Origin of the sequence: Nitratireductor aquimarinus, assembly GCF_017255295.1 — a bacterium.
GTDB classification, from domain to species: domain Bacteria; phylum Pseudomonadota; class Alphaproteobacteria; order Rhizobiales; family Rhizobiaceae; genus Nitratireductor; species Nitratireductor aquimarinus.
Window position 1 is genome coordinate 63,093 of the sequence record NZ_JAFKDE010000013.1, and the last position, 21,637, is coordinate 84,729.

At 61.9% G+C, this 21,637-nt stretch carries 20 protein-coding genes; 11 read left to right on the top strand and 9 right to left on the bottom strand.

Features of this window, described 5'->3' with window-relative positions:
• Positions 1 to 542 precede the first annotated feature (542 nt).
• The 4 genes from JYP46_RS20135 to JYP46_RS20150 all read left to right on the top strand — a co-directional run bounded on the left by JYP46_RS20135 (position 543) and on the right by JYP46_RS20150 (position 3,984).
• On the top strand, positions 543 to 1,562 hold the full coding sequence (locus JYP46_RS20135) for a TRAP transporter substrate-binding protein (RefSeq protein WP_206549127.1): 1,020 nt from the start codon (positions 543 to 545) through the stop codon (positions 1,560 to 1,562).
• An 84-nt stretch (positions 1,563 to 1,646) separates the two neighbouring features.
• Positions 1,647 to 2,237 (top strand): TRAP transporter small permease, encoded by a 591-nt coding sequence (locus JYP46_RS20140; RefSeq protein WP_222474306.1) that lies wholly within the window; start codon positions 1,647 to 1,649, stop codon positions 2,235 to 2,237.
• A 15-nt stretch (positions 2,238 to 2,252) separates the two neighbouring features.
• A complete protein-coding gene (locus JYP46_RS20145; protein ID WP_206546555.1) occupies positions 2,253 to 3,536 on the top strand; it encodes a TRAP transporter large permease in 1,284 nt (427 codons plus the stop codon).
• A gap of 10 nt (positions 3,537 to 3,546) precedes the next feature.
• Positions 3,547 to 3,984, top strand: coding sequence for a universal stress protein (locus JYP46_RS20150; protein WP_206546556.1), 438 nt, complete (start codon positions 3,547 to 3,549; stop codon positions 3,982 to 3,984).
• A gap of 135 nt (positions 3,985 to 4,119) precedes the next feature.
• On the opposite strand, the gene JYP46_RS20155 is transcribed toward JYP46_RS20150, so the two are convergent.
• Positions 4,120 to 4,299: a hypothetical protein gene (locus tag JYP46_RS20155; protein ID WP_113153756.1), complete on the bottom strand. Its 180-nt coding sequence runs from the start codon at positions 4,297 to 4,299 to the stop codon at positions 4,120 to 4,122.
• 309 nt (positions 4,300 to 4,608) lie between these two features.
• Here JYP46_RS20155 and JYP46_RS20160 point away from each other — a divergent pair, with 309 nt between their 5' ends.
• Positions 4,609 to 5,529: a LysR family transcriptional regulator gene (locus JYP46_RS20160; protein WP_206546557.1), complete on the top strand. Its 921-nt coding sequence runs from the start codon at positions 4,609 to 4,611 to the stop codon at positions 5,527 to 5,529.
• 188 nt (positions 5,530 to 5,717) lie between these two features.
• On the opposite strand, the gene JYP46_RS20165 is transcribed toward JYP46_RS20160, so the two are convergent.
• From JYP46_RS20165 to JYP46_RS20185, 5 genes are read right to left on the bottom strand one after another with little or no spacing between them, the layout of a single operon-like run.
• Positions 5,718 to 6,545 (bottom strand): ABC transporter ATP-binding protein, encoded by an 828-nt coding sequence (locus tag JYP46_RS20165; protein WP_113153758.1) that lies wholly within the window; start codon positions 6,543 to 6,545, stop codon positions 5,718 to 5,720.
• Positions 6,542 to 7,411 carry an ABC transporter ATP-binding protein gene (locus JYP46_RS20170; protein WP_113153759.1) on the bottom strand — a complete coding sequence of 290 codons (870 nt, stop codon included), beginning with the start codon at positions 7,409 to 7,411 and terminating at the stop codon, positions 6,542 to 6,544. Before JYP46_RS20170 ends, JYP46_RS20165 begins: the two co-directional genes overlap by 4 nt.
• 1 nt (position 7,412) lies before the next feature.
• Complete coding sequence (locus JYP46_RS20175; RefSeq protein ID WP_210343997.1) at positions 7,413 to 8,348, bottom strand: ABC transporter permease subunit; 936 nt, start codon at positions 8,346 to 8,348, stop codon at positions 7,413 to 7,415.
• A gap of 2 nt (positions 8,349 to 8,350) precedes the next feature.
• Entirely contained in the window at positions 8,351 to 9,355 is a 1,005-nt protein-coding gene (locus JYP46_RS20180; RefSeq protein WP_206549128.1) for an ABC transporter permease subunit, read from the bottom strand.
• Positions 9,356 to 9,413: 58 nt separating this feature from the next.
• Complete coding sequence (locus JYP46_RS20185) at positions 9,414 to 11,009, bottom strand: ABC transporter substrate-binding protein (protein WP_206546559.1); 1,596 nt, start codon at positions 11,007 to 11,009, stop codon at positions 9,414 to 9,416.
• A 228-nt stretch (positions 11,010 to 11,237) separates the two neighbouring features.
• Here JYP46_RS20185 and JYP46_RS20190 point away from each other — a divergent pair, with 228 nt between their 5' ends.
• Together JYP46_RS20190 and JYP46_RS20195 are read left to right on the top strand one after the other, a co-directional pair.
• Positions 11,238 to 11,789 (top strand): DUF924 family protein, encoded by a 552-nt coding sequence (locus JYP46_RS20190; RefSeq protein ID WP_206549129.1) that lies wholly within the window; start codon positions 11,238 to 11,240, stop codon positions 11,787 to 11,789.
• Between the two features lie 155 nt (positions 11,790 to 11,944).
• Positions 11,945 to 13,720, top strand: a complete 1,776-nt coding sequence (locus JYP46_RS20195; protein ID WP_210346649.1) for a long-chain-fatty-acid--CoA ligase — start codon at positions 11,945 to 11,947, stop codon at positions 13,718 to 13,720.
• 265 nt (positions 13,721 to 13,985) lie between these two features.
• On the opposite strand, the gene JYP46_RS20200 is transcribed toward JYP46_RS20195, so the two are convergent.
• Together JYP46_RS20200 and murA are read right to left on the bottom strand one after the other, a co-directional pair.
• Positions 13,986 to 14,885: a glucosamine kinase nucleotide-binding domain-containing protein gene (locus JYP46_RS20200; RefSeq protein WP_206549131.1), complete on the bottom strand. Its 900-nt coding sequence runs from the start codon at positions 14,883 to 14,885 to the stop codon at positions 13,986 to 13,988.
• On the bottom strand, positions 14,882 to 16,138 hold the full coding sequence (gene murA / locus JYP46_RS20205) for a UDP-N-acetylglucosamine 1-carboxyvinyltransferase (RefSeq protein ID WP_206549132.1): 1,257 nt from the start codon (positions 16,136 to 16,138) through the stop codon (positions 14,882 to 14,884). Before murA ends, JYP46_RS20200 begins: the two co-directional genes overlap by 4 nt.
• A 195-nt stretch (positions 16,139 to 16,333) precedes the next feature.
• Between murA and JYP46_RS20210 the strand changes: the two genes are divergently transcribed.
• On the top strand, positions 16,334 to 17,185 hold the full coding sequence (locus tag JYP46_RS20210; protein ID WP_206546564.1) for a MurR/RpiR family transcriptional regulator: 852 nt from the start codon (positions 16,334 to 16,336) through the stop codon (positions 17,183 to 17,185).
• Positions 17,186 to 17,198: 13 nt separating this feature from the next.
• Here the strand turns inward: JYP46_RS20210 and JYP46_RS20215 are convergent, their stop codons facing one another.
• Entirely contained in the window at positions 17,199 to 18,155 is a 957-nt protein-coding gene (locus JYP46_RS20215) for an AraC family transcriptional regulator (RefSeq protein ID WP_222474307.1), read from the bottom strand.
• A 198-nt stretch (positions 18,156 to 18,353) separates the two neighbouring features.
• Between JYP46_RS20215 and JYP46_RS20220 the strand changes: the two genes are divergently transcribed.
• The 3 genes from JYP46_RS20220 (at position 18,354) to pyrC (ending at position 21,620) form a co-directional block, all read left to right on the top strand.
• Positions 18,354 to 18,806, top strand: coding sequence for a cupin domain-containing protein (locus tag JYP46_RS20220; protein WP_113153768.1), 453 nt, complete (start codon positions 18,354 to 18,356; stop codon positions 18,804 to 18,806).
• Between the two features lie 152 nt (positions 18,807 to 18,958).
• Positions 18,959 to 20,449 (top strand): flavin-containing monooxygenase, encoded by a 1,491-nt coding sequence (locus tag JYP46_RS20225; RefSeq protein WP_206549134.1) that lies wholly within the window; start codon positions 18,959 to 18,961, stop codon positions 20,447 to 20,449.
• A 130-nt stretch (positions 20,450 to 20,579) separates the two neighbouring features.
• Positions 20,580 to 21,620 carry a dihydroorotase gene (gene pyrC, locus JYP46_RS20230; RefSeq protein WP_113156113.1) on the top strand — a complete coding sequence of 347 codons (1,041 nt, stop codon included), beginning with the start codon at positions 20,580 to 20,582 and terminating at the stop codon, positions 21,618 to 21,620.
• Positions 21,621 to 21,637: the final 17 nt, after the last annotated feature.

Sequence of the window (21,637 nt, forward strand, 5' to 3'; positions counted from 1 at the left end):
ACAGGGCTGTCCGCAGGATCGCGGGCAGCCCGTCATCGGTTTTCACTCCCCTCAATTACAGCCGCAAATATAAAGTTTCCGATTTTTCGGGAACTTTATCTCCCGCCGTCGCTTCTGCTAATGGAAACAATCGATTGCACAATCGATTGACTCTGCCGTGCGTCTGTTTCACGCTGGCCGGGTCGAACGACGACTGGGAGCAAGGAGGCGCGCTTGAGCGCACCCCAAATGATCGGCGCGAACAATGATGAGGCCATGCCCCTGCGGTGTGGCCATCTGCGTTCGTTCTGCTGGCAGCAGGCGTATATCGTCGCTGTCATCATGAGCGCCGCATCTTTCCCCCTGCTTCTCGGGCGCAGCAAAAAGCGCCGTCGTAGATTCCCGGCAAAAGCGCGTTTGCGCGGAATTGCGACCGTACCGGGCTGGTTTCCAGCCAGTTGACGCCGTTCGCCTGAATACGATTTGCCTTTAGCCGACAACGGCTTCTGGCGCGGATTCCCTTTTTGCCTAAACCAAGTACGTCAAAGACAGAGGAGAACAGAATGCGTTCCATCAAGACCCGCTTAAAGGCAGGCCTCGCCGGCGTCGCGATCTTTGCGGCCGGTGTAACCGCTGCCCAGGCGGACACCTGGAAATACGCTTTCGAAGAAGCGATGACCGACGTTCAGGGCGTCTACGCCCAGAAGTTCAAGGAAGAGATCGAGGCCAATTCGGACCACGAAGTCCAGCTCTTCCCGTTCGGCACGCTTGGCGAGTCTGCCGACATCATGGAGCAGGCACAGGCCGGCATCCTGCAGTTCGTTGACCAGTCCCCGGGCTTCACCGGCGCGCTGATCCCCGAAGCGCAGGTCTTCTTCGTGCCTTACCTGCTTCCGGCAAAGTCCGAAGAACTGGGCGACTTCTTCCGCAACTCCAAGGCCATCAACGAGATGTTCCCGGAGCTCTACGCTCAGCAGGGCCTCGAGCTTCTCACCATGTTCCCCGAGGGCGAAGTGGTGATGAACACCAAGGACCCGGTGGAGAAGCCGGAAGACCTGAACGAAGTGAAGTTCCGCGTCATGACCAACCCGCTTCTGGTGGAAAGCTACAAGGCATTCGGCGCAACGCCGACGCCGCTTCCCTGGGGCGAGGTCTATGGCGGCCTGCAGACCAACATCATTCAGGGTCAGGAAAACCCGCTGTTCTGGGTCGAGTCCACGAAGATGTATGAAGTGACCGGCGCGATCACGCTTACCGGCCACAACAACTTCACCACCGCTGTGATGGCCAACAAGGAATTCTATGATGGCCTGAGCGACGAGGAGAAGAAGCTCGTCCAGGACGCGTCTTCCGCAGCATTCGAGCACATCCTCGAATACCAGAAGGGTCTGAGCGAGGAATCGCTTGCGAAGATCAAGGAAGCCAAGCCCGAGATGACCATCAGCGATCTCACCGAAGAGCAGCGCGCTCCCTTCAAGGAAGCCGCCGCGCAGGTTGAGGCCAAGTTCATCGAGATGACCGGCGACAGCGGCAAGCAGATTCTTGACCAGATGAAGGAAGACCTGAAGGCCGCGACGCAGTAGCCCGCTGCCCGCAGCAAAAACAAGAAGAGCCCTGCGGCCCCTTTTGGGTCGCGGGGTTCCGTCATCTCACTGAGGGGAATGAAGATGGGCAGTGACGACGAAACATCTGAACAGCACAGCGAAACATACGAATCCACACTGCCCGGTGTGATCGGCATGTTCGACAATGCCATCAGCCGCATCGAGTCGGTGATGCTCGCGCTCGGCGTCATGCTCATGGCGCTCAACACCATCGCCAATGTGGTCAGCCGGGGCATCGGCCACACAATCTTTTTCTCCGAGGAGCTCAACAGCATCCTCATCATTCTCATCACCTTCGCCGGCATCGGCTATGCCGCGCGTCACGGGCGTCACATCCGCATGTCCGCCCTTTACGACGCCCTGCCGCCCAAGACGCGCAAGGTGCTGATGATCGTCATCACGGTCATCACCGCGCTGACCATGTTCGCGCTCTGCTATTTCGCAATTGGTTACATCGGCAAGGTGGCCAAGTCCGGTCGCATCCTGCCGGCCATGCAGATCCCCGTTTACTGGATCTATCTCTGGGTCCCTGTCGGCTTCTTCATCACCGGTGTGCAGTACGCGCTCACCGCGCTGAAGAACGTCGTCCAGAAGGACATCTATCTCTCCACGCATGTTCTGGAGGGATACGAAGAAGACGAAATCGAGATCTGACCGGGGCCAGCGACCATGACACTCAAAATCTCCACCATCATGATCGTGTTGCTGCTCTTCGGCTTCCCGATGATGATTCCGCTCATTCTGGGCGCAGGCTACGGCTTCTATGGCCTGTTCGGCGGTTTCGACCGCATGGACTTCATGGTTCAGCAGATGCTGGCCGGCATTCGCCCGGCGTCGCTGATCGCCGTGCCCATGTTCATCCTCGCCGCAGACATCATGACCCGTGGCCAGTCGGCCGACCGTCTGATCGACATGGTCATGAAGTTCATCGGCCACATCAAGGGCGGCCTGGCCGTCTCCACCGCCACCGCCTGTACGCTGTTTGGCGCGGTGTCCGGTTCGACGCAGGCCACGGTCGTTGCCGTCGGTTCGCCGCTGCGCCCGCGCATGCTCAAGGCCGGCTACAATGATTCCTTCGTTCTGGCGCTGATCATCAACGCCAGTGACATCGCCTTCCTGATCCCGCCATCCATCGGCATGATCATCTATGGCGTCGTCTCCAAGACCTCGATTGCAGAACTCTTCATCGCCGGCATCGGGCCGGGCCTTCTGCTTCTGGTCCTGTTCTCCGCCTACTGCATCGTCTACGCGACCATCAAGGGCGTGCCGACGGAACCAAAAGCGCCGTGGGGCGAGCGGGTCGCAGCAGTGCGGGCGGCCATCTGGCCGCTGTTCTTCCCGGTCATCATCGTTGGCGGCATTTATGGCGGCATCGTCAGCCCCACCGAGGCCGCGGCCATCTGTGTGGCCTATGCGCTGTTCCTGGAGCTGGTGATCTTCCGGTCGCTTTCCATTGCCGACATCTACAAGATCTCCAAGTCGACCGGCCTCATCACCGCGGTGGTGTTCATTCTGGTCGCAGCGGGCACGGCCTTTTCCTGGGTCATCTCCTTTGCCCAGATCCCGCAGGAGATCCTCGGCGCCATCGGAATTGACGAGATGGGGCCGAAAATGGTCCTCGCGGTCATTTCGATCTCGTTCTTCGTCGGCTGCATGTTCGTGGACCCGATCGTGGTGATTCTCGTTCTGGTGCCGATCTTTGCGCCGGTGGTGGATTCGGTCGGTCTCGACAAGGTTCTGGTCGGCACGATCATCACGCTGCAGGTGGCCATCGGCTCTGCCACGCCGCCATTCGGGTGTGACATCTTCACGGCCATCGCCATCTTCAAGCGGCCCTATATGGACGTGATCCGCGGCATCCCGCCATTCACGCTCATCCTGCTTGGCGTGTCGGTCGCGCTGATCTTCATCCCGCAGATCGCCCTGTTCCTGCCCAGCCTGGCATTCGATTAGGAGACGCGTCATGTTCAAGAGAATACTTGTACCCGTCGACGGTTCGGAAAACGCGCTGAAGGCACTCGAGATGGGCGTTCAGATGCAGAAGACCACGGGCGCCGAGTTGATGACGCTCACCGTTTTCCGGCATCACAGCCTGCTTGAGGCGTCCATGTCGATGGTGCGGCCCGATGATCCGCAGAACATCGATGACGTGATGCGGGAGCATGCCAAGGAGATCGCCGATGCGGCCAAGAAGGCCGCATTGCAGATGGGGGCGGAAAACCCCCGCGCCTTCGTGAAGAACGGCCAGCCGGCGCGCACCATCGTCAAGTTCGCAAAGGAACGCGAGGTGGACCTGATCGTGCTCGGCAGTCGTGGTCTGGGCGATCTGGAGGGTTATCTATTGGGCAGTGTGTCGCACAAGGTCACCAGTCTGGCCGGTTGCCCGGTCATGGTGGTCTAGTCAGTCTGCGGCCGGGCGGTTGTGCCCCAAGCGAAGCGTTCTGTGTCTGAATGCAATAAGGGCCGGTTCCCGCCATCGGGACCGGCCCTTATTCGTCGTGTTCCAAAAGCGATTCGGCGCTCTGCCCTGGCAGTCTCAAACCGGATCCGCTCCACCAATCGGCGGCGTGCCCGTGGGCTTGCGCCAGATGTGCCCGATACGCGTGCCAATTGCGGTCAGGGCATGCTTGAGGACCGCCGAACGGGCCTTGTTCGCCTGCCGCGCATAGCGCTGCATTTCAGGGCTGGAACCAACGCCCACCGTGTAGTGTGACATCAGAACCTCCTTGAGAGGGTTAGCAATGTAGAGAGTCTGCGGCGGTGTGCTGCCGGTTTCGGCCGGTCAACCCATCGCTACAGTTCCTATTTGGGGTCTATGGCCGTTTTACACAATAGAAATTATTCTTCCCGTTGTGTGCGTTTATGTTACGCTGCGGACAGGGCCATTACCCCCCCCCGGGGGATCAAGGGCTTTGACGCAGCAGGTCGCCGGTCGATCGAGCGTCCATCGGATCGGCCCGGCGAGCATATCCGCGCAAATCAGGCCGACCATTGCGGCCATAGGAAGAGGTCCTGACCCCAAGCCATGCGCCAGCGTCTGCCCAATCTCAACGCCGTTCGGGCGTTCGATGCCGCCGCCCGGCACCAGAGCTTCTCGCGCGCCGCCGAAGAGCTTGGCGTCACCCATGCCTCCGTCAGCCGACACATCAAGAATCTCGAAGCCGATCTCGGCATGCCGCTGTTCGAGCGGCGGCACCGGCAGGTGGCGCTCACGCCGGGGGGCGCGCGCTATGCGGAAATCGTCGCCGATGCGCTGATGCTCATCTCGCTGGATACGGGCACGCGCGCCACGCGAAACGCCAAGGGCAGGGTGGTGCTGGAATCCGATTCGGACCTGGCGGCCCTCTGGCTCATGCCGCTGCTCACCGACGAAGTTCTGGAAACGCTGGGCATCGAGCTGGAACTACGCTCCTATCCCGAGCCGCCGCGCACCATCGCGCCCGACACGGATCTGGCGCTCACCTGGGGGCGGTTGGATGTGCCGGGCTATTCGCGCGAGCCATTTCTGGATTTCACGATCTTCCCCGTCTGCACGCCGGAGCGCGCAGAGCATGTGCGCACCCACGGGCTCATCGCCAACAAGCTGATCTACGACCGGGGCGTCAACACATGGGACGAGCTTCTGCGGCGTCAGGGGTCCAGCCTCAGCGCCGCATCGGGCCATCTCATCTTTCACCGCACGCAGCTTTGTCTAGAGGCTGCGGCGCGCGGGCTCGGCGTGGCGCTTGGCGATGACGTCACGGCGGCGGCCATGCTGCGCGACGGGCGTCTGGTGCGGCCCTGCGGCCCGTCCGTGCCCGGACGCAACAGCTATTATCTCTCCTCGGTGTCGCGCGGGCCTGTCAGCCCCTCCGTCATCGCCATGCGCACATGGCTTCTGGAAAAGGCGGAGGAGCATGTGCGCTGGGCGGAAGAGGCAGGCTATGCTCTGCCGAAGAGCCCCTAGAGCAATTTCGCTGAAACGCGAAAACACCCTGGCTCTTTGTTTTAACGCGATTCCGGACGGAAAACCGGTTCCCACTTTTCCTGGAATTTGCTTTAGCCGCATTCTTTCAGGCGCCGCGCTGTGATCATAAAAAAAGCCCGGGGCCTCTGCGGTCCCGGGCTTTTCAATGTCTGTCAGGCTGAGGCGCTTCAGGCGGCCTTTTCAGCCAGCCGCTTGCGGATGCTTTCCACATCGGCGCGCGGCGTCGCTGCAAAGAGCGACCGGGTGTATTCGTGCTGCGGGTCGGAGAACACCGCATCGCGGGTTCCGTACTCCACGGCTTCACCGAAATACATCACCATCACCTCGTCTGCGATGTAGCGCACCACCGAAAGGTCGTGGCTGATGAAGACATAGGTGAGGCCGAACTCTTCCTGAAGGTCCGCCAGAAGGTTCAGCACCTGCGCCTGCACCGAAAGATCGAGCGCGGAAACCGGCTCGTCCAGCACCAGCAGGCGTGGTCGCAGCATCAGCGCGCGCGCGATGGCGATGCGCTGGCGCTGGCCGCCCGAGAACATGTGCGGATAGCGGTTGAAGTGTTCGGCCTGCAGGCCAACCTTCAAGAGCATCTCCATGGCGCGTTCGCGCCGTTCCTGGGCAGGAACCTTCTCGTTGATGATCAGCGGCTCCATCAGAACGTCACCGATCTTCTGGCGCGGGTTCAGCGAACCATAGGGGTTCTGGAAAACGATCTGCACCTTGCGGCGCATTTCGGGATCCACGCCCTTCTTGCCGATCTCAACCGGCTTGCCGTCGATCAGCAGTTCACCGGAGGTGGGCGCATCGATCATCGTCATGATGCGGGCGAGGGTGGATTTGCCACAGCCCGATTCGCCGACGATGGCCAGCGTCTTGCCCTTCTCGACCTTCAGGTCGACGCCTTTCAGCGCATGGACGGTGCGGCCTTTTCCAAAAAAGCCGCCGCCGATGTGATAGTCGCGCGTAATGCCGCGCGTCTCCAGGACGATCTCGCTCATGGGCGGGCTCCTGTCTGCGGCGCTTCATCGAACACGAAGTCGGAGACGGTCGGCAGGCGGTCGCCCGTCGCATTCTCCGGCAGGGCCGAAAGCAGCGCCTTGGTGTAAGGGTGCTGGGGCTTTTCAAACAGCGAAAGCACGTCGGCTTCCTCCATCTTCTTGCCCTTGTACTGCACGATCACACGGTCGGCCGTTTCCGCCACCACGCCCATGTCATGGGTGATCATGATCATGCCCATGTCCTTCTCGACCTGGATCGACACCAGAAGATCGAGAATCTGCTTCTGGATCGTCACGTCGAGCGCGGTGGTCGGCTCGTCGGCGATCAGAAGCTTGGGATCACAGGCAATCGCCATGGCGATCATCACGCGCTGGCACTGGCCGCCGGACATCTGGTGCGGATAGGCGCTCAGCCGATCGGCGGCATTGGGCAGGCCCACGGCCTCGAAGAGTTCCACCGTCCGGTCGCGCCGCTGGCGGGACGTCAGATTGGTGTGCATCTTCAGCGTTTCGTCGATCTGGAAGCCGACCGTGAAGCACGGATTGAGGCTGGCGATCGGCTCCTGGAAGATCATGGCGATGTCCTTGCCGACGATCTTGCGTCGTTCGGCAGGAGACAGGTTCATGATGTCGCGGCCCTGGAAGAGCATCGCGTCCGCCTTGACCTTCGCGGTCCAGGGCAGAAGCCCCATGACCGCAAGCATCGAAACGGATTTGCCCGAGCCCGATTCGCCGACGATGGCCAGCACCTCTCGCGCATCGACGGACAGCGAAACGCCGTCCACCGCACGCAGGGTGCCACCCGCCGTTTCGAACTCGACGCTCAGATTGCGGATGTCGAGAAGAGCACCGTTCTTGTTACTCATGTCACGACCTCTTCAGCTTGGGATCGAGCGCATCGCGAAGACCGTCGCCCATCAGGTTGATGGCCAGAACGGTGATCAGGATGGCGAGACCCGGGAAGGTGACGACCCACCAGGCGCGCAGGATGAACTCGCGCGCTTCGGCCAGCATCGTGCCCCATTCGGGTGTGGGCGGCTGTGCGCCCATGCCCAGGAAGCCCAGCGCCGCCGCATCAAGGATCGCGGCCGAGAAGGAGAGGGCCGCCTGCACGATCAGCGGTGCGGTACAGTTCGGCAGGATGGTCTTGAACATCAGCCGGATGTTGCCCGCGCCGGCAACGCGTGCCGCCGTCACATAGTCGCGTCCCTTCTCCGACATCACCGCAGCGCGCGTCAGGCGCACATAGTGCGGCTGCTGCACAAGCGCGATGGCGATCATCGCGTTGACGAGGCCCGGTCCCAGAATGGCGACCAGAACCAGCGCCAGAAGCAGCGACGGGAAGGCGAGGATGATGTCCATCACGCGCATGATGACCGTGTCCACCGCGCCGCGGAAATAACCGGCGATGAGGCCGATCAGAATACCCACGGAGACGGCGACCGACACCACCACCACGCCGATGAACAGCGAGAAGCGCGCGCCATAGATCAGGCGTGAAAGCACGTCGCGGCCCACGGCGTCGGTGCCGAGGATGAACGACCAGTTGCCGCCCTCCTCCCAGACCGGCGGTAGCAGGAAGAAGCCGCGGTTCTGCATGGTCGGGCTGTGCGGTGCAAGCACCGGCGCGAAAATGGCGATCAGAACGATTGCGATGAAGACATAGAGGCCGATCACGGCGCCACGGTTCTGGCTGAAATAGTACCAGAACTCCGCAAGACGGGCGCGCCGTGAGACCGCGATGACCGTGCCGCCTTCGAGACCGACGGCGGCATTCGGGTCTTTTGTGTTTGTCGAGGTCATGGTCAGTGCCTGATTCTCGGATTGATCAGACCGTAGAGGACGTCCACGATCAGGTTCACGATCATGATGATGGCGGCAATGAGCAGAAGTCCGCCCTGCACCACCGCATAATCGCGCTTGAACACGCTATCGACCATCCACTTGCCGATGCCCGGCCAGGAGAAGATCGTCTCGGTCAGAATGGCGCCTGCGAGCAGCACACCCACCTGGAGACCAATGGTGGTCACCACGGGGATAAGAGCGTTGCGCAGCGCGTGCAGGCCGATCACCCGGCGGGGCGGAAGGCCCTTCGAGCGCGCCGTGCGCACATAGTCCTCGCCAAGCACTTCAAGCATGGCCGAGCGCGTCTGGCGGGCGATCACCGCAAGCGGGATCGTGGCCAGCACGATGGTCGGCAGGATGAGGTGCGAAACCGCCGATTTGAAGGCGCCGGGCTGGCCCGACAGAAGACTGTCGATCAGCATGAAGCCGGTCACGGGCGGGAAGAAGTAGAGCAGCGAGATACGGCCTGAAACCGGCGTCCAGCCAAGAATGCCGGAGAACAGGATGATCAGCAGCAGACCCCACCAGAAGATCGGCATGGAATAGCCGACAAGGGCTGCGCCCATCACCGTCTGGTCGAGCCAGGAGCCGCGCTTGACGGCGGCGATGACGCCGACAGGAACGCCGATGGCAATCGCCAAGATGATCGCGGACAGCGACAGTTCCAGCGTGGCCGGGAACAGCGTCAGGAACTCCTGAAGCACCGGGCGCTTGGTGACGATGGAGGTGCCGAAATCACCCTGCAGCAGGTCCGTCATGTAATGGAAATACTGAACGAACAGCGGCTGGTCGAACCCGTAGAGCGACTGAAGCTGCTGGTAGCGCTCCTCGCTCATGCCGCGTTCGCCGGCGAGAAGCATGATCGGATCGCCTGGCAGGAGGCGGATGAAGGCAAAGGCAACAATGGAGACCCCGATGAATGTGGGGATCAGCAGCGCCAGCCGTGAAAGAAAGAAACGGAGCATCTAATACACGACCGGCGACAGCTCGCGCTGCCGCCGGTTCCTGTCTCTGTTGTGGGGCCTACTCGGCGAGGTCTACGCCTTCAAAGGCGTGGCCACCGAGCGGGTCCATCTTGTAGCCGGTGACTTCCTTGCGCATCGGCATGTGAACCACGGAGTGCGCAATGGTTGCCCAGGGTGCTTCGCGCTTGAAGACGACCTGGGCCTCTTCATAGAGCTTGGCGCGCTCGTCCTGCGAGGAAAGCGTCTTGGCCTTCTGGATCAGGCCCTCGAACTCCTCGTTGCACCACTGGGCGCGGTTGGAGCCGCCAACACCGTCACAGCCGAGCAGCACGGCGAGGAAGTTGTCCGGATCGCCATTGTCGCCGGTCCAGCCGAGCAGCACTGCGCCGTCGCGGTCTTCCTCCTTGGAGCGCTCGAGATACTCACCCCATTCGAAGGAGACGATCTCAACATTGACGCCGACCTTGGAGAAGTCTTCCTGGATCAGCTCTGCCATGCGGCGTGCGTTCGGGTTGTACGGACGCTGAACGGGCATCGCCCAGATCTTCATGGAGAGATCCGTAACGCCTGCTTCCTCAAGCATCTTCTTCGATGCTTCCGGATCGTAGGCGTCGTCTTCAACGGCGTTGTTGTACGACCACATTGTCGGCGGGATCGGGTTCTTGGCTGCCTGACCGGCGCCCTGGAACACGGCGTCGAGAATGGCTTCCTTGTTGATCGCCGAGTTCAGCGCCTTGCGGACCTTCGCATTGTCGAAGGGCGCAACCTTGGTGTTGTAAGCCAGGTAGCCGACATTCAGGCCTTCCTGCTCGTCAACCTTCAGCGCATCGTTTGCCTTCAGGCTCTCGATGTCGGCCGGGTTCGGGTAAGGCGTGATGTGGCACTCGCCTGCGATCAGCTTCTGCTGGCGCACGGAGGCCTCGGTGGTGATGGCGAACACCAGATCGTCGATCGGCTGCTTGCCGTTCCAGTAGTCCGGATGCGCCTTGTAGCGGATCACGGCGTCGGGCTGGTAAGCCACGAACTGGAAGGGGCCGGTGCCGACGGGCTTCTGGTTCAGGTCAGACATGGTGCCGGCTTCTGCGAGCTGGTCAGCATATTCTTTCGAGAAGATGGAGGCGAAGTCCATGGCCAGGTTGGCGATGAACGGTGCTTCCGGGCGGTTCAGCACGAACTTGACCGTGTAGTCATCGACCTTGTCGATGGACTTGATCAGGTCCGGCATGGACATGCCGTTGAAGTATTCCCAGGACGCGCCCTCGACATAGGCGTTGTAAGGGTGGTCCTTGCTGTACTGACGGTTGAAGGAAAACAGCACGTCGTCAGCGTTGAAGTCGCGGCTCGGCGTGAAGAAGTCCGTGGTGTGGAACTTGACGCCTTCGCGAAGCTTGAAGGTGACCTCAAGACCATCGTCGGAAACTTCCCAGCTCTCTGCAAGGCCCGGAACAGTCTTCGTCGTACCCGGCTCGAACTGCACGAGACGGTTGTAGACGGGCTTCGACGACGCGTCGAACGTGGTGCCTGCGGTGTAGAGCGCCGGATCAAAGCCTTCCGGGCTTCCTTCCGAGCAATAGACAAGCGTCTTGGCGCTGGCAGCGCCGCTCAGAACCGTGGCGGCAAGCAGCGCAGCCGCAAAGGTCGTTTTGGTTTTCATTGAGGTCTCCCTAACTCTCGCATGAGCCTACTTATGAGGCCCTGGAAGCCGGCATATAAGCAAAGATCGAAAGGTGAGGGAACTCCCTCGATCACTTTCACGCCGCAAATGCAACTTTTTGTCGAATCAGTCTTGATGGGCGCAACAAATCTCCATCCAGGATATTGTAGTATAGGTCCCGCAAGGACCATATGCATAAGCATACCGTTATTTCGAGGAGAGAACCGCATGGGCGAAAACTGGCAAGACGAGGTTCTGGACTTCTGGTTCGGCACGCTGACGCCCAGGGACTGGTTCACCGTCAGTGAAGAGACGGACGCGCTGATCCGCGAGCGCTTCGGCGCGCTGCACGAACAGCTCGTGCAGAAGCTGCCTGAAAATGTGAAGACCGATCCAAAGGCCGCTCTGGCCGCCGTGATCGTACTCGATCAGTTCCCGCGCAACATCCATCGGCGTCAGCCCGGCGCGTTCTCCTCGGATGAACTCGCCATCGAAGTGGCAGGCGACGCCATCGAGAGAGGTTTCGACGATGGAATGAACGAGCGCGAGCGGCAATTCCTCTACATGCCCTACATGCACTCCGAAGTGCTGGCGGATCAGGAACGCGCGGTGATGCTGTTCCGTTCGCTCGGGCAGGAAGAGGCGTTGAAGTTCGCCATCGAGCATCGCGACATCGTTGCGCGCTTCGGCCGGTTTCCGCATCGAAACCGGGTGCTTGGCCGCGAGAGCGGGCCGGAAGAGCTGGCGTTTCTCGAAGAGCATGAAGGCTATGGACAGTGATGCCGTCCCCCGCCTTGCTCCGGGCAGAGCCGCAGTGAAGCCGTGCGCCCGCCCTTTCTTTCAAATACGGTTGGCCTTTCAAAAACGCTTGGCGTTGCGTTTTTTGTTACGTGAACGTAAACGTTATAGCTGGGTTTTCTTTCTGGGAGGAACAGTTGTCTAAAAGCGCAAAGACGACCGCCAAGGGCGAGAAGACCGTCGCCCCCACGGCGGAGCCCGCCAAAAGCGCCAAAACGGCGGCCAAAAAGACAAAAAATACCGGGGCGGATTTTCCGCGCCCCTGGGTCGATCATTACCCCGAAGGCGTTCCCGCCGAGATGGGGGACTATCCGTTCGCGTCGCTGGGCGATCTTCTGGTCGATGCCTGCAAGGCCCATGGCGACCGTCCGGCCTTCACCTGCATGGGCAAGGCGCTCAGCTATCGCGCGCTTGATGCGCTGTCAGAGCGCTTCGCCGCCTATCTCCAGTCGCTTGGACTGAAGCCCGGCGCGCGCGTTGCGCTGATGATGCCCAATGTCCTGCAATATCCCGTCGCCATGATGGCGGTGCTGCGGGCCGGTTACGTGGTGGTCAACGTCAATCCGCTCTACACGCCGCGCGAGCTTGAGCATCAGCTCAACGACGCCGGGGCCGAGGCCATCGTCATCCTTGAGAATTTCGCCCACACGCTTCAGGCCGTCGCGGCAAGAACGACGGTCAAGCATGTGGTCGTGGCCTCGATGGGCGATCTTCTGGGGCTCAAGGGCTTCATCGTCAATCTGGTCGTGCGCCGGGTGAAGAAGATGGTGCCGGCCTGGTCGCTGCCGGGGCATGTTTCCTTCAACGATGCGCTGAAGCGCGGCGCATCAAAGGGCTTCAAGCCGGTCAATGTGACACTGTCCGACAATGCGTTCCTGCAATATACGGGGGGCACGACGGGCGTTTCCAAGGGCGCGACGCTGCTGCACAGCAATGTCATGGCCAATGTGATCCAGAACGAATTGTGGTTCCGCAGCGCCTATATCGGCAAGCCGAAGCCCGAAGCGCCGGTGCTCATCTGCGCGCTGCCGCTCTATCACATCTACGCGCTCACGGTGAACGCGCTGATGGGCATGAAGCTGGGCGGCAACAATGTGCTGATCCCCAATCCGCGTGATATCCCGGCCTTCGTGAAGGAATTGCAGAGCTTCGATTTCCACATTTTCCCGGGCCTCAACACGCTGTTCAATGCGCTCCTCAACAATGAGGATTTCCGCAAGCTTCCCTTCAAGAGCCTTCTTGTCACCTTCGGCGGTGGCATGGCGGTGCAGCGCGGCGTTGCCGAACGCTGGCAGGAGCTGACGGGCTGCGTCATTTCACAGGGCTACGGCCTGTCGGAAACCTCTCCGGTCGCAACCGTCAACAGCTTCGACGCGAAGGAATTCACCGGAACGATCGGCTATCCGGTTCCCTCGACCGACATCACCATTCGCGATGACAACGGCAAGGATCTGCCCGGCGGCAAGGTCGGCGAGATCTGCATTCGCGGCCCGCAGGTCATGGCCGGATACTGGAACCGCCCGGACGAGACCGCCAAGGTGATGACGGAGGATGGTTTCTTCCGGTCGGGCGACATGGGCACCATGGCCGAAGACGGTCAGGTCACCATTGTCGACCGCAAGAAGGACATGATCGTGGTGTCCGGCTTCAAGGTCTTCCCCAATGAGGTGGAAGAGGTGGTCGCTGGTCATCCCGGCGTTTTGGAAGCGGCCATTGTCGGGGTCGAGGACGAGCATTCGGGCGAGGTGCCCAAGCTCTTCGTTGTCCGCAAGGACGCAAACCTCACCGAGGCGGACCTGAAGAAGTTCTGCAAGGAAAACCTCACCGGCTACAAGCGTCCGAAATATGTCGAGTTCCGCGACGATCTGCCGAAATCCAATGTCGGCAAGATCCTGCGCAAGGAACTGCGCTGAACAGGATGGCCCGCGCCCGGTGCGCGGGCCTCGTTTCTTGAGGGCGGCATGCGGTGATTTCGTGGCAGCAGCGCTGTGCGTGGTTCGACAGGCTCACCATGAGGGAGGAACATACCTTGCGGAAAGGGGACTGTGTTTAGGTGCCCTCTTTTCCAAGGTGCCTGGATCAGGCATGCAGCCAGCGTCCTCCCTCATGGTGAGCCTGTCGAACCACGCACCGCGTTGATGCAACGCGGTTGTACGGTTCAACCCAACCGTGATGCGCCTAAAGCGCTGCCCGCCCCTCCGCCGCCCGGCGCGCCAGAATGATCGCCCCATCCACGGCGTCGCCATCGGCGGGTTTCAGCCGCCGGCGCACATCGGGCGAGAGCCAGGGTTCCAGCGGTCCTGACAGACCTCCCAGAAGCGTCACGCGCGGTGCGCCCAGATCGAAAAGCGTGCGCACCAGCATGTCGATCTGCGCCGCCGCATCCTGCACGATGCGCCGGGCTGCCGCGTCACCCTGATCTGCGTGGCGCAGCACCATGGGCGCAAAGGTGGCATAGTCGGTGGCGGTGGCCCGATCCATCCACGCGATCACCTCGGCAGGATCATCATCGAAGCGGCGCATGAGTTCCGTCAGGAGCGCGCTGTTGGGGATGCGCCCGTCATGCCCCTGCAGGGCGGCGCGCACGGCGTTGAGACCCATATCCGCACCGCTGCCTTCATCGGAAATCGGAAAGCCATAACCGCCGATGCGCAGCCGTCTTCCTTCCACGAGACCAAGCCCGACAGACCCGGTACCGGCAATCGCAATGGCCCCGTCGAGGCCCGAATGCGCACCCAGACAGGCCGTGTCGCTGTCGCTGGCGAAAACGATGCCGGCAAATGGATGCGGCAGCGCCTCAAAGGCTTCAACCGCGCCCTTGCGGCGCATGCCGGCAAGGCCGACGCCGGCATATGTGCGGGCAGTCTGCGCGTCGCCAAAACCCGCTTCCTCAATGGCGGCCTCGAAGGCGCGCCGCACCGAGGCCCAGGCCTCATCGACGCCAAGCCGGGTGGTTGCAGGGCCTGACAGGCCCTGTCCGAGCACCGCGCCCCGTGCATCCTCGATGCGCGCCCGGCAGCCCGTGCCGCCGCCATCGACGCCAAGATAAAAGCGCTCCTGCGCCTGCGATCCACTCATGCCCGCAACCGTTCGATATCCGCGCCGCACTGCGCCAGCTTGCGGTCGAGTTGTTCATAGCCCCGGTCGATATGGTAGACGCGGTTGATGACGGTTTCCCCTTCGGCTGCCAGCGCCGCCAGCACAAGGCAGACCGAGGCGCGCAGATCCGTCGCCATCACCTGTGCGCCCTTGAGCGGTCGCCCGCCGCGCACCACGGCGGTGGTGCCCTGAAGCGAGATGTCGGCCCCGAGCCGCGTCAGTTCCGGCACATGCATGAAGCGGTTTTCAAAGATCGTCTCGCGGAACAGCGACGTGCCTTCCGCGCAGCAGGCAAGCGCCATGAACTGCGCCTGAAGATCGGTCGGAAAGCCGGGATAGGGTTCGGTGGTCAGGTCCGCTGTGCGCAGGGGCGCGTTTCTTGAAACGACCAGCCCCCGGTCGCTTGGCCACACATTCACCCCCATCACCTCCAGCGCCTGGATCACGGCAGCGAGGTTCTCCATGCGTGCATTGACCAGCTCCAGCGCTCCGCCGGTGATGGCCGCAGCCACCGCATAGGTGCCCGCCTCGATGCGGTCGGGAATGATGTGATGCGCCGCTGCGCGCCACGCCGTGTCGCCTTCAATGATGATGCGGTGCGTTCCCGCTCCCTCGATCTTCGCGCCCATGGCGTTCAGGCAGGCGGCGAGGTCGGCCACTTCCGGTTCGCGCGCCGCGTTCAGGATCTCCGTTTCGCCGCGCGCCGTGGTCGCCGCCATCATGGTGGTCTCGGTCGCGCCCACCGAGGGCGAGCTCAGGATCACGCGCGTGCCATTGAGGCCGTCACTCGCGCGGGCGACGATCAGGCCGCCCTCCATGCCGATTTCCGCGCCGAGCATTTCAAGCGCCTTCAGATGCATGTCCACGGGCCGCGCGCCGATGGCGCAGCCACCCGGCAGCGAAACCCGCGCCACGCCGAAGCGCGCCAGAAGCGGTCCCAGAAACAGAACCGTGGCGCGCATCCTGCGCACGGTCTCATAGGAGACTTCGCGCGCCGCGATCTCTTTGGCGTCGATGGTGGCGCAATGCGCGTTGCGGGTCACCTTCGCGCCGTAGAGTTCTGCGACGCACAGCATGTTCTCCACGTCGGAAACCAGCGGCAGGTTTGAAAGCTCAACCGGGTGCGGGCTCAGAAGCGCCGCTGCGATCTGCGGCAGGGCCGCGTTTTTTGCCCCGGCAATGGCGACGGTGCCGTGAAGAGGCTTTCCGCCTGTTATTCTCAGTCTGTCCATGATTGCTGTTCCGGTAACACCGTGTGGCGAAGGGCCAGTCTCTACGGGCGAATTCCTTTGATCAAGCCCTCTTGGGAATATATTATTCCATACTGTAATTCCTTCGGGATTCCCCTGGCAGCGAAATTCATCTAGTTTCGCGCCCCAGTCTCATGCCCGGCCGCATTTCCGGCCCTGCGCCCACGAAAGGAAGCCATGTCCGTCCTGAAGATCATCGACGCGCAGCTTGAGACGATGGCTCCGGCCGATCGGCAGATCGGGCAGTTCATCATCGACAATCCCGACCGGGTGCTCAGGCTTTCATCGGCAGCCCTTGCCGAAGAGACGGGCCGCAGCCAGTCGAGCGTGGTGAAATTCAGTCAGAAGCTCGGGTTTTCCGGCTATCAGGATCTGAAGCTGGCCGTCAGCAAGGCCAAGGCGCAGGAATGGCAGGTGCCGCCGGGCATGATCCACTCGACCATCGAGATGGGCGACAGCCATGCCACGATTTCGCAGAAGCTGATCAGCAGCAAGCTTCTGTCGATGCAGCAGACGCTGGCCGCCAATCACGAGCCGGAGATCGTCCGGGCGCTCGATGCGCTCGACAGTGCGCGCCGCATCCACATTGCCGGCGTCGGCGCTTCGTCGCTGGTGGCGCGTGACTTCTCCTACAAGCTGCAAAAGCTTGGCCGCAACGCGCTGCATGACAGCGACAGCCATGTGCAGATGGCCAATGTCTCGACACTGCGCGAAGAGGATGTGCTGTTCGCGCTTTCCTATTCAGGAACCAGCATCGAGACCGTGCGCATTGCCGAACTCGCCAAAGCGCGTGGTGCGACCGTCATTTCCGTCACGGGTCTTCAGCAGAACCCGCTGATGCGCGCCGCCGACATTCGCCTGCACACGGTGGCCGATGAAGAGCGGGTGCGCTCCTCGGCCATCACCTCGCGCGATGCGCAGCTCACGCTGATGGATTTCCTGTTCATCCTGATCCTGCAGCGGCAGCCGGACGCGGCCGATTACGTTCACAACAGTGAGGCTTCGGTGTCTGCGCTGAAAATGCCGTAGGCAAAACAGGCTGTCAGTAAGCGGCGCGGCGCGCCGTTTCGCTGGGGCGTTCGCCGAATGTTTTTCTGTAGTCGGCGGCAAAGCGTCCGAGATGGGAAAAGCCCCAGCGCAGGGCCGTTTCCGTCACCGACACGTCGCCCTGCGCATTCTCCAGATCGAACCGCACACGGCACAGCCGTTCATGCGTCAGCGCATGCATGGGCGACATGCCGTGTGCGCGCTTGTAGGCAAGCTGCAGCGCCCGCGCGCCAACGCCGGAGGCGGCGGCAATCTCGGTCAGCGTGACCGGGCGGTGGGCATTGGCCCTGATGAAGTCGTCCGCGCGTTTCACCTGGCGGGGCGCTGCCTCCTGCGGCCTGTCGAAAAAGGGTGAGAGATTGTTGGGCTGGAGCCTGAGAAGCGCTTCGAGAATGCGCTGCTCGTTGAAGGCGGCGCACAGGCTGAAGGCCTTTTGCTCGCGCGCATCGGCGGCGCGAAACATGGCGTTGACCAGATAGCGCCAGGCGGAGAGCTCGGGCCGGGTGAAGTCGATCACCGGGTCAAACACGAGTGGCCCCGGCAGGCTGCGCTCGCACAGCTGCTCGGCGAAATCCATGAACGAGGCCTTGTGGATCTGCACCAGAACCTGCTCGCATCCCGCCCACCAGCGCATGGTGGTTTCGCGGTCGGCGTTGAGCAGCGAGGCGGTTTCGCCATCGGTCAGAAACTCCCGCCGGTTGTGCTTTATCGTGGCGCAGCCGGAGATCGGAAGCTGAATGAGATAGAAGGTTTCCAGCGCGCCGGGATCGATCAGCACATCGGCGCCATAGCTGATGTAGTTAAGTGAGATGAGGCGTCCGGGCTGGTGGTGATGCGCGGCGCGAAAATGCCCGCCACCGACCACTTCAAGCCGATGGTTGCAGAATTTCCGGGCGACCTTCTCCCGCGCGCAGTCCAAATCGTCCGATTGAAACAGGACGTGGCTGGACAACGGGTGGCCGCCCCACTCCTCCCGGGCGATCACCATTCCCGGAGTTTAGCAGGCGCTGCGGTTTCGCCAAGAACCGTCTCGTTTTCGGGAAAAATGCCGTCATTTTTTTTCGTTTTTCGGATATTCGCTGCGGTTTCCGGATATTCTTTCGCTCTCCCTCGGCGCACCATGAGCCTCCGTGATCAAGGGAGGAACATCATGGAAAAGGAACTCGAAAAGGGCGTCACCGCGAATGGCGAGGGCTATGCCGGCACGGAATGGAACATTCTGGGCCAGGTCTATTTCCCCAAGGCCACCTGCGATTCCACCTTCGCATTCGAAACCAACAGCGACCCGGGCCAGTTCGTGCCCGTTCACGTTCACCCCACCCAGGAAGAGTTCATTCTGGTGCAGGAGGGCGAGCTGGACCTGAAGCTTGACGGAAAGTGGATGAAGGCGAAGGCCGGCGACCTGGTGCGCATGCCGCGCGGCGTTCCGCATGGCTATTTCAACAAGTCCGACAAGCCGGCCCGCGCGCTCTTCTGGGTGTCGCCGGCGCGCAAGCTCGAAGCCCTGTTCGAGAAGCTGCACAACATGACCGACCCGGAGGAAGTGGTGAAGGTTTCAGCGCTTCACGAAGTGGACTTCCTGCCGCCGGAAGCAAACGACTAGAGCGTTTCATTCCAGGCATTTGGCCGGCTCGGGGTTGGGCCGGCCCACAGACCCGATAACAATCGAACCGGCAATCGGATCTTCGGCGACGTGCGGGAACGCGGCGCGGGGAGATGCTCGTCCCGAATTTGCCGGACGGGAGGAACAACGCCATGACAACACGAAAGAAAGTCTGCGTGATCGGCGCAGGCGTCAGCGGCCTCGCCGCAGCCCGCTCCTTCAAGAAACGCGGCCACGCGGTCACGGTTCTGGAGCGCAGTCACGAACTGGGCGGGGTGTGGGAACCGTCACGCTCCTACCCGGATGTGCAGACGCAAAGCCCCAAGGATCTGTATCGCTACACCGACAAGGCGATGCCGAAGGATTTTCCCGAATGGCCCAAGGGGCCGCAGGTGTTTTCCTACCTCTCGGATTACGCGAATGATCACGGCCTGCGCCCGCTCATCCGCTTCAACACCGCCGTTTCCTCGATGCGCCGGCGGGCAGACGGCAAGCCCGGCTGGGAACTCGATCTGGAAACCGCCGATGGCGGAAAGACCAGCGAAGGCTTTGATTTCGTCGCCATCTGCACCGGGCAGTTCAGCGAGAAGAACATCCTCACCCATCCGGGGCAGGAGAAGTTCGAGGAAGCGGGCGGAACGGTCATCCATTCCTCAGAATACACCGACCCCGCCATGGTGAAGGGCAAGAATGTCACCGTTCTGGGTTTTTCGAAATCCGCCACGGACATTGCCGTCAGTGCGGTCAAGTCGGGCGCTGCCTCGGTCACCATCGTCTATCTGGAATCGGTCTGGCGCATTCCCTACTTCGTTGGCGGGCTGATCAACTTCAAACGCATCCTCTATATCCGCGCGCAGGAAAAGATGTTTCCCGGCTGGAGCCTCAGCGGTCTCGCGCGTTTCAACCATGCAGTTGCCCGTCCATTCGTCTGGGCGCACTGGCGCGCGCTCGAGGCGCTTTTGACCGTGCAGCTCAAGCTGAACAAGACCGGGCTGAAGCCGAAAGAGCCGATTGAGGGCGGGGTCAATTGCTCGGTGCCCATCGCCACGCCCGGCTTTTTCGAGATGGTGGCGGACGGGCGCATCAAGGCGGTGCAGGGCACGTTTCAAAGCTATGAGCCCGGCGCGATCCGGCTCACGGGCGGCGAGCGGATCAAGGCCGACATGGCCATTCTCGCAGTGGGCTGGAAACTGGGCGTGCCCTATTTGCCGGCCGAGTATCGCGAAAAGCTGGTGGAGCCGGATGGCCAGTACCGGCTTTATCGCCTGATCGCCAATCCGGACATTCCCGATCTGGGCTTCGTCGGTTTCAACTCGTCCTTCTGCACGGTGCTGTGCGCCGACCTCGCCTCCGAATGGCTGGTGCGCTACGCGGACGGCCAGCTGGCGAAGCAGCCGACGCCGGACGAGATGCGGGCCAATATGGACATGATGCTGAACTGGCGGCGCAATGAACGCCCGGCGGCCAAGATCTATGGTGGCCTTTGCGTCGCGCCCTATCACTTCAAGCATTTCGATGAGCTGATCGACGATATGGGCGCACGTGAGAAGCGGCGGAACCCGCTGGCCGAGAACCTCTCGCCGCCCGATGCCGATGCCTATGCGCGCTATCTGCGGTCTGCGCCCGACTATCAGGTGGCGTGAGGCTTTGCCGCGCCGCCTTCATCGACTGGCGGCGCTGCGCCCGCCCTTGAAATCCGGTGCGGCATGAGCGATTGAAAAGGGGCGCGCAGGTTCCATGCGCGCCCCGTTTGCTGTCAGGAGTATCCGTTCCGTGAAATCTCTCACCATCCGCCGCCCCGACGACTGGCATCTGCATCTGCGCGATGGCGCGGTTCTGGAGGCGGTGCTGCCGCATTCCTCCGACGACTTTGCCCGCGCGATCATCATGCCCAATCTGGTGCCGCCGGTGGTGACGGTGAAAGACGCGCTCGCCTATCGGGAGCGGATCATGGCGGCCAAGCCGGAAGGCCATGATTTCACGCCGCTGATGACACTCTATCTGACCGAGCAGACGGATGCCGAGGATGTGGCTGCGGGCTATCGCGACGGACACATTACGGCGGTGAAGCTTTATCCGGCGGGCGCGACCACCAATTCGCAGAGCGGTGTGCGCGATCTTCTGAAGGTGCAGCCGGTGCTGGAGCGCATGGCTGAAATCGGTCTTCCGCTTTGTGTGCATGGCGAGGTGACGGATGCTTCCATCGACATTTTCGACCGTGAGGCCGTGTTCATCGAAACCGTGCTGCAGCCGCTGCGCGAGCGTCTGCCCGAGCTCAAGGTCATCATGGAGCATGTGACGACGAAGAACGGCGTCGACTATGTGCAGGGTGCAGAGAAAAACCTCGCGGCATCGCTGACCACCCATCACCTGATCATCAACCGCAACGCCATTCTGGCCGGCGGCATTCGCCCGCATTACTACTGTCTGCCCGTCGCCAAGCGCGAAGAGCACCGGCTGGCGCTGCGCAAGGCGGCGACGTCGGGCGACAGCCGCTTCTTCCTCGGCACGGATTCGGCCCCGCATCTGGACCCGGCCAAGGAATCGGCCTGCGGCTGCGCTGGCATCTACACCTCCATCAACACCATGTCGTGCCTGGCGCATGTGTTTGAGGAAGAGGGGGCGCTGGACCGGCTGGAGGCCTTCGCCTCGCTCAACGGACCGGCCTATTACGGTCTGCCGGCCAATGAAGACACGATCACGCTCGAGCGTCGCGACGAACCGGTGGAGTTCCCGCATTCGGTCTACAGCTCCGATGGGACGATCACCGTTTTCGATCCGATGTTCCCGATCCATTGGGCCGTGGTGAAGTAAGCCGCGCCGGAAGTTGC

What these genes read in the sequence shown, in the direction of transcription:
- JYP46_RS20135 (WP_206549127.1), top strand. Translation starts at nt 543, where the DNA reads ATGCGTTCCATCAAGACCCGCTTAAAGGCAGGCCTCGCCGGCGTCGCG.
- JYP46_RS20140 (WP_222474306.1), top strand. Translation starts at nt 1,647, where the DNA reads ATGGGCAGTGACGACGAAACATCTGAACAGCACAGCGAAACATACGAA.
- JYP46_RS20145 (WP_206546555.1), top strand. Translation starts at nt 2,253, where the DNA reads ATGACACTCAAAATCTCCACCATCATGATCGTGTTGCTGCTCTTCGGC.
- JYP46_RS20150 (WP_206546556.1), top strand. Translation starts at nt 3,547, where the DNA reads ATGTTCAAGAGAATACTTGTACCCGTCGACGGTTCGGAAAACGCGCTG.
- JYP46_RS20155 (WP_113153756.1), bottom strand. Translation starts at nt 4,299, where the DNA reads ATGTCACACTACACGGTGGGCGTTGGTTCCAGCCCTGAAATGCAGCGC.
- JYP46_RS20160 (WP_206546557.1), top strand. Translation starts at nt 4,609, where the DNA reads ATGCGCCAGCGTCTGCCCAATCTCAACGCCGTTCGGGCGTTCGATGCC.
- JYP46_RS20165 (WP_113153758.1), bottom strand. Translation starts at nt 6,545, where the DNA reads ATGAGCGAGATCGTCCTGGAGACGCGCGGCATTACGCGCGACTATCAC.
- JYP46_RS20170 (WP_113153759.1), bottom strand. Translation starts at nt 7,411, where the DNA reads ATGAGTAACAAGAACGGTGCTCTTCTCGACATCCGCAATCTGAGCGTC.
- JYP46_RS20175 (WP_210343997.1), bottom strand. Translation starts at nt 8,348, where the DNA reads ATGACCTCGACAAACACAAAAGACCCGAATGCCGCCGTCGGTCTCGAA.
- JYP46_RS20180 (WP_206549128.1), bottom strand. Translation starts at nt 9,355, where the DNA reads ATGCTCCGTTTCTTTCTTTCACGGCTGGCGCTGCTGATCCCCACATTC.
- JYP46_RS20185 (WP_206546559.1), bottom strand. Translation starts at nt 11,009, where the DNA reads ATGAAAACCAAAACGACCTTTGCGGCTGCGCTGCTTGCCGCCACGGTT.
- JYP46_RS20190 (WP_206549129.1), top strand. Translation starts at nt 11,238, where the DNA reads ATGGGCGAAAACTGGCAAGACGAGGTTCTGGACTTCTGGTTCGGCACG.
- JYP46_RS20200 (WP_206549131.1), bottom strand. Translation starts at nt 14,885, where the DNA reads ATGAGTGGATCGCAGGCGCAGGAGCGCTTTTATCTTGGCGTCGATGGC.
- murA (WP_206549132.1), bottom strand. Translation starts at nt 16,138, where the DNA reads ATGGACAGACTGAGAATAACAGGCGGAAAGCCTCTTCACGGCACCGTC.
- JYP46_RS20210 (WP_206546564.1), top strand. Translation starts at nt 16,334, where the DNA reads ATGTCCGTCCTGAAGATCATCGACGCGCAGCTTGAGACGATGGCTCCG.
- JYP46_RS20220 (WP_113153768.1), top strand. Translation starts at nt 18,354, where the DNA reads ATGGAAAAGGAACTCGAAAAGGGCGTCACCGCGAATGGCGAGGGCTAT.
- JYP46_RS20225 (WP_206549134.1), top strand. Translation starts at nt 18,959, where the DNA reads ATGACAACACGAAAGAAAGTCTGCGTGATCGGCGCAGGCGTCAGCGGC.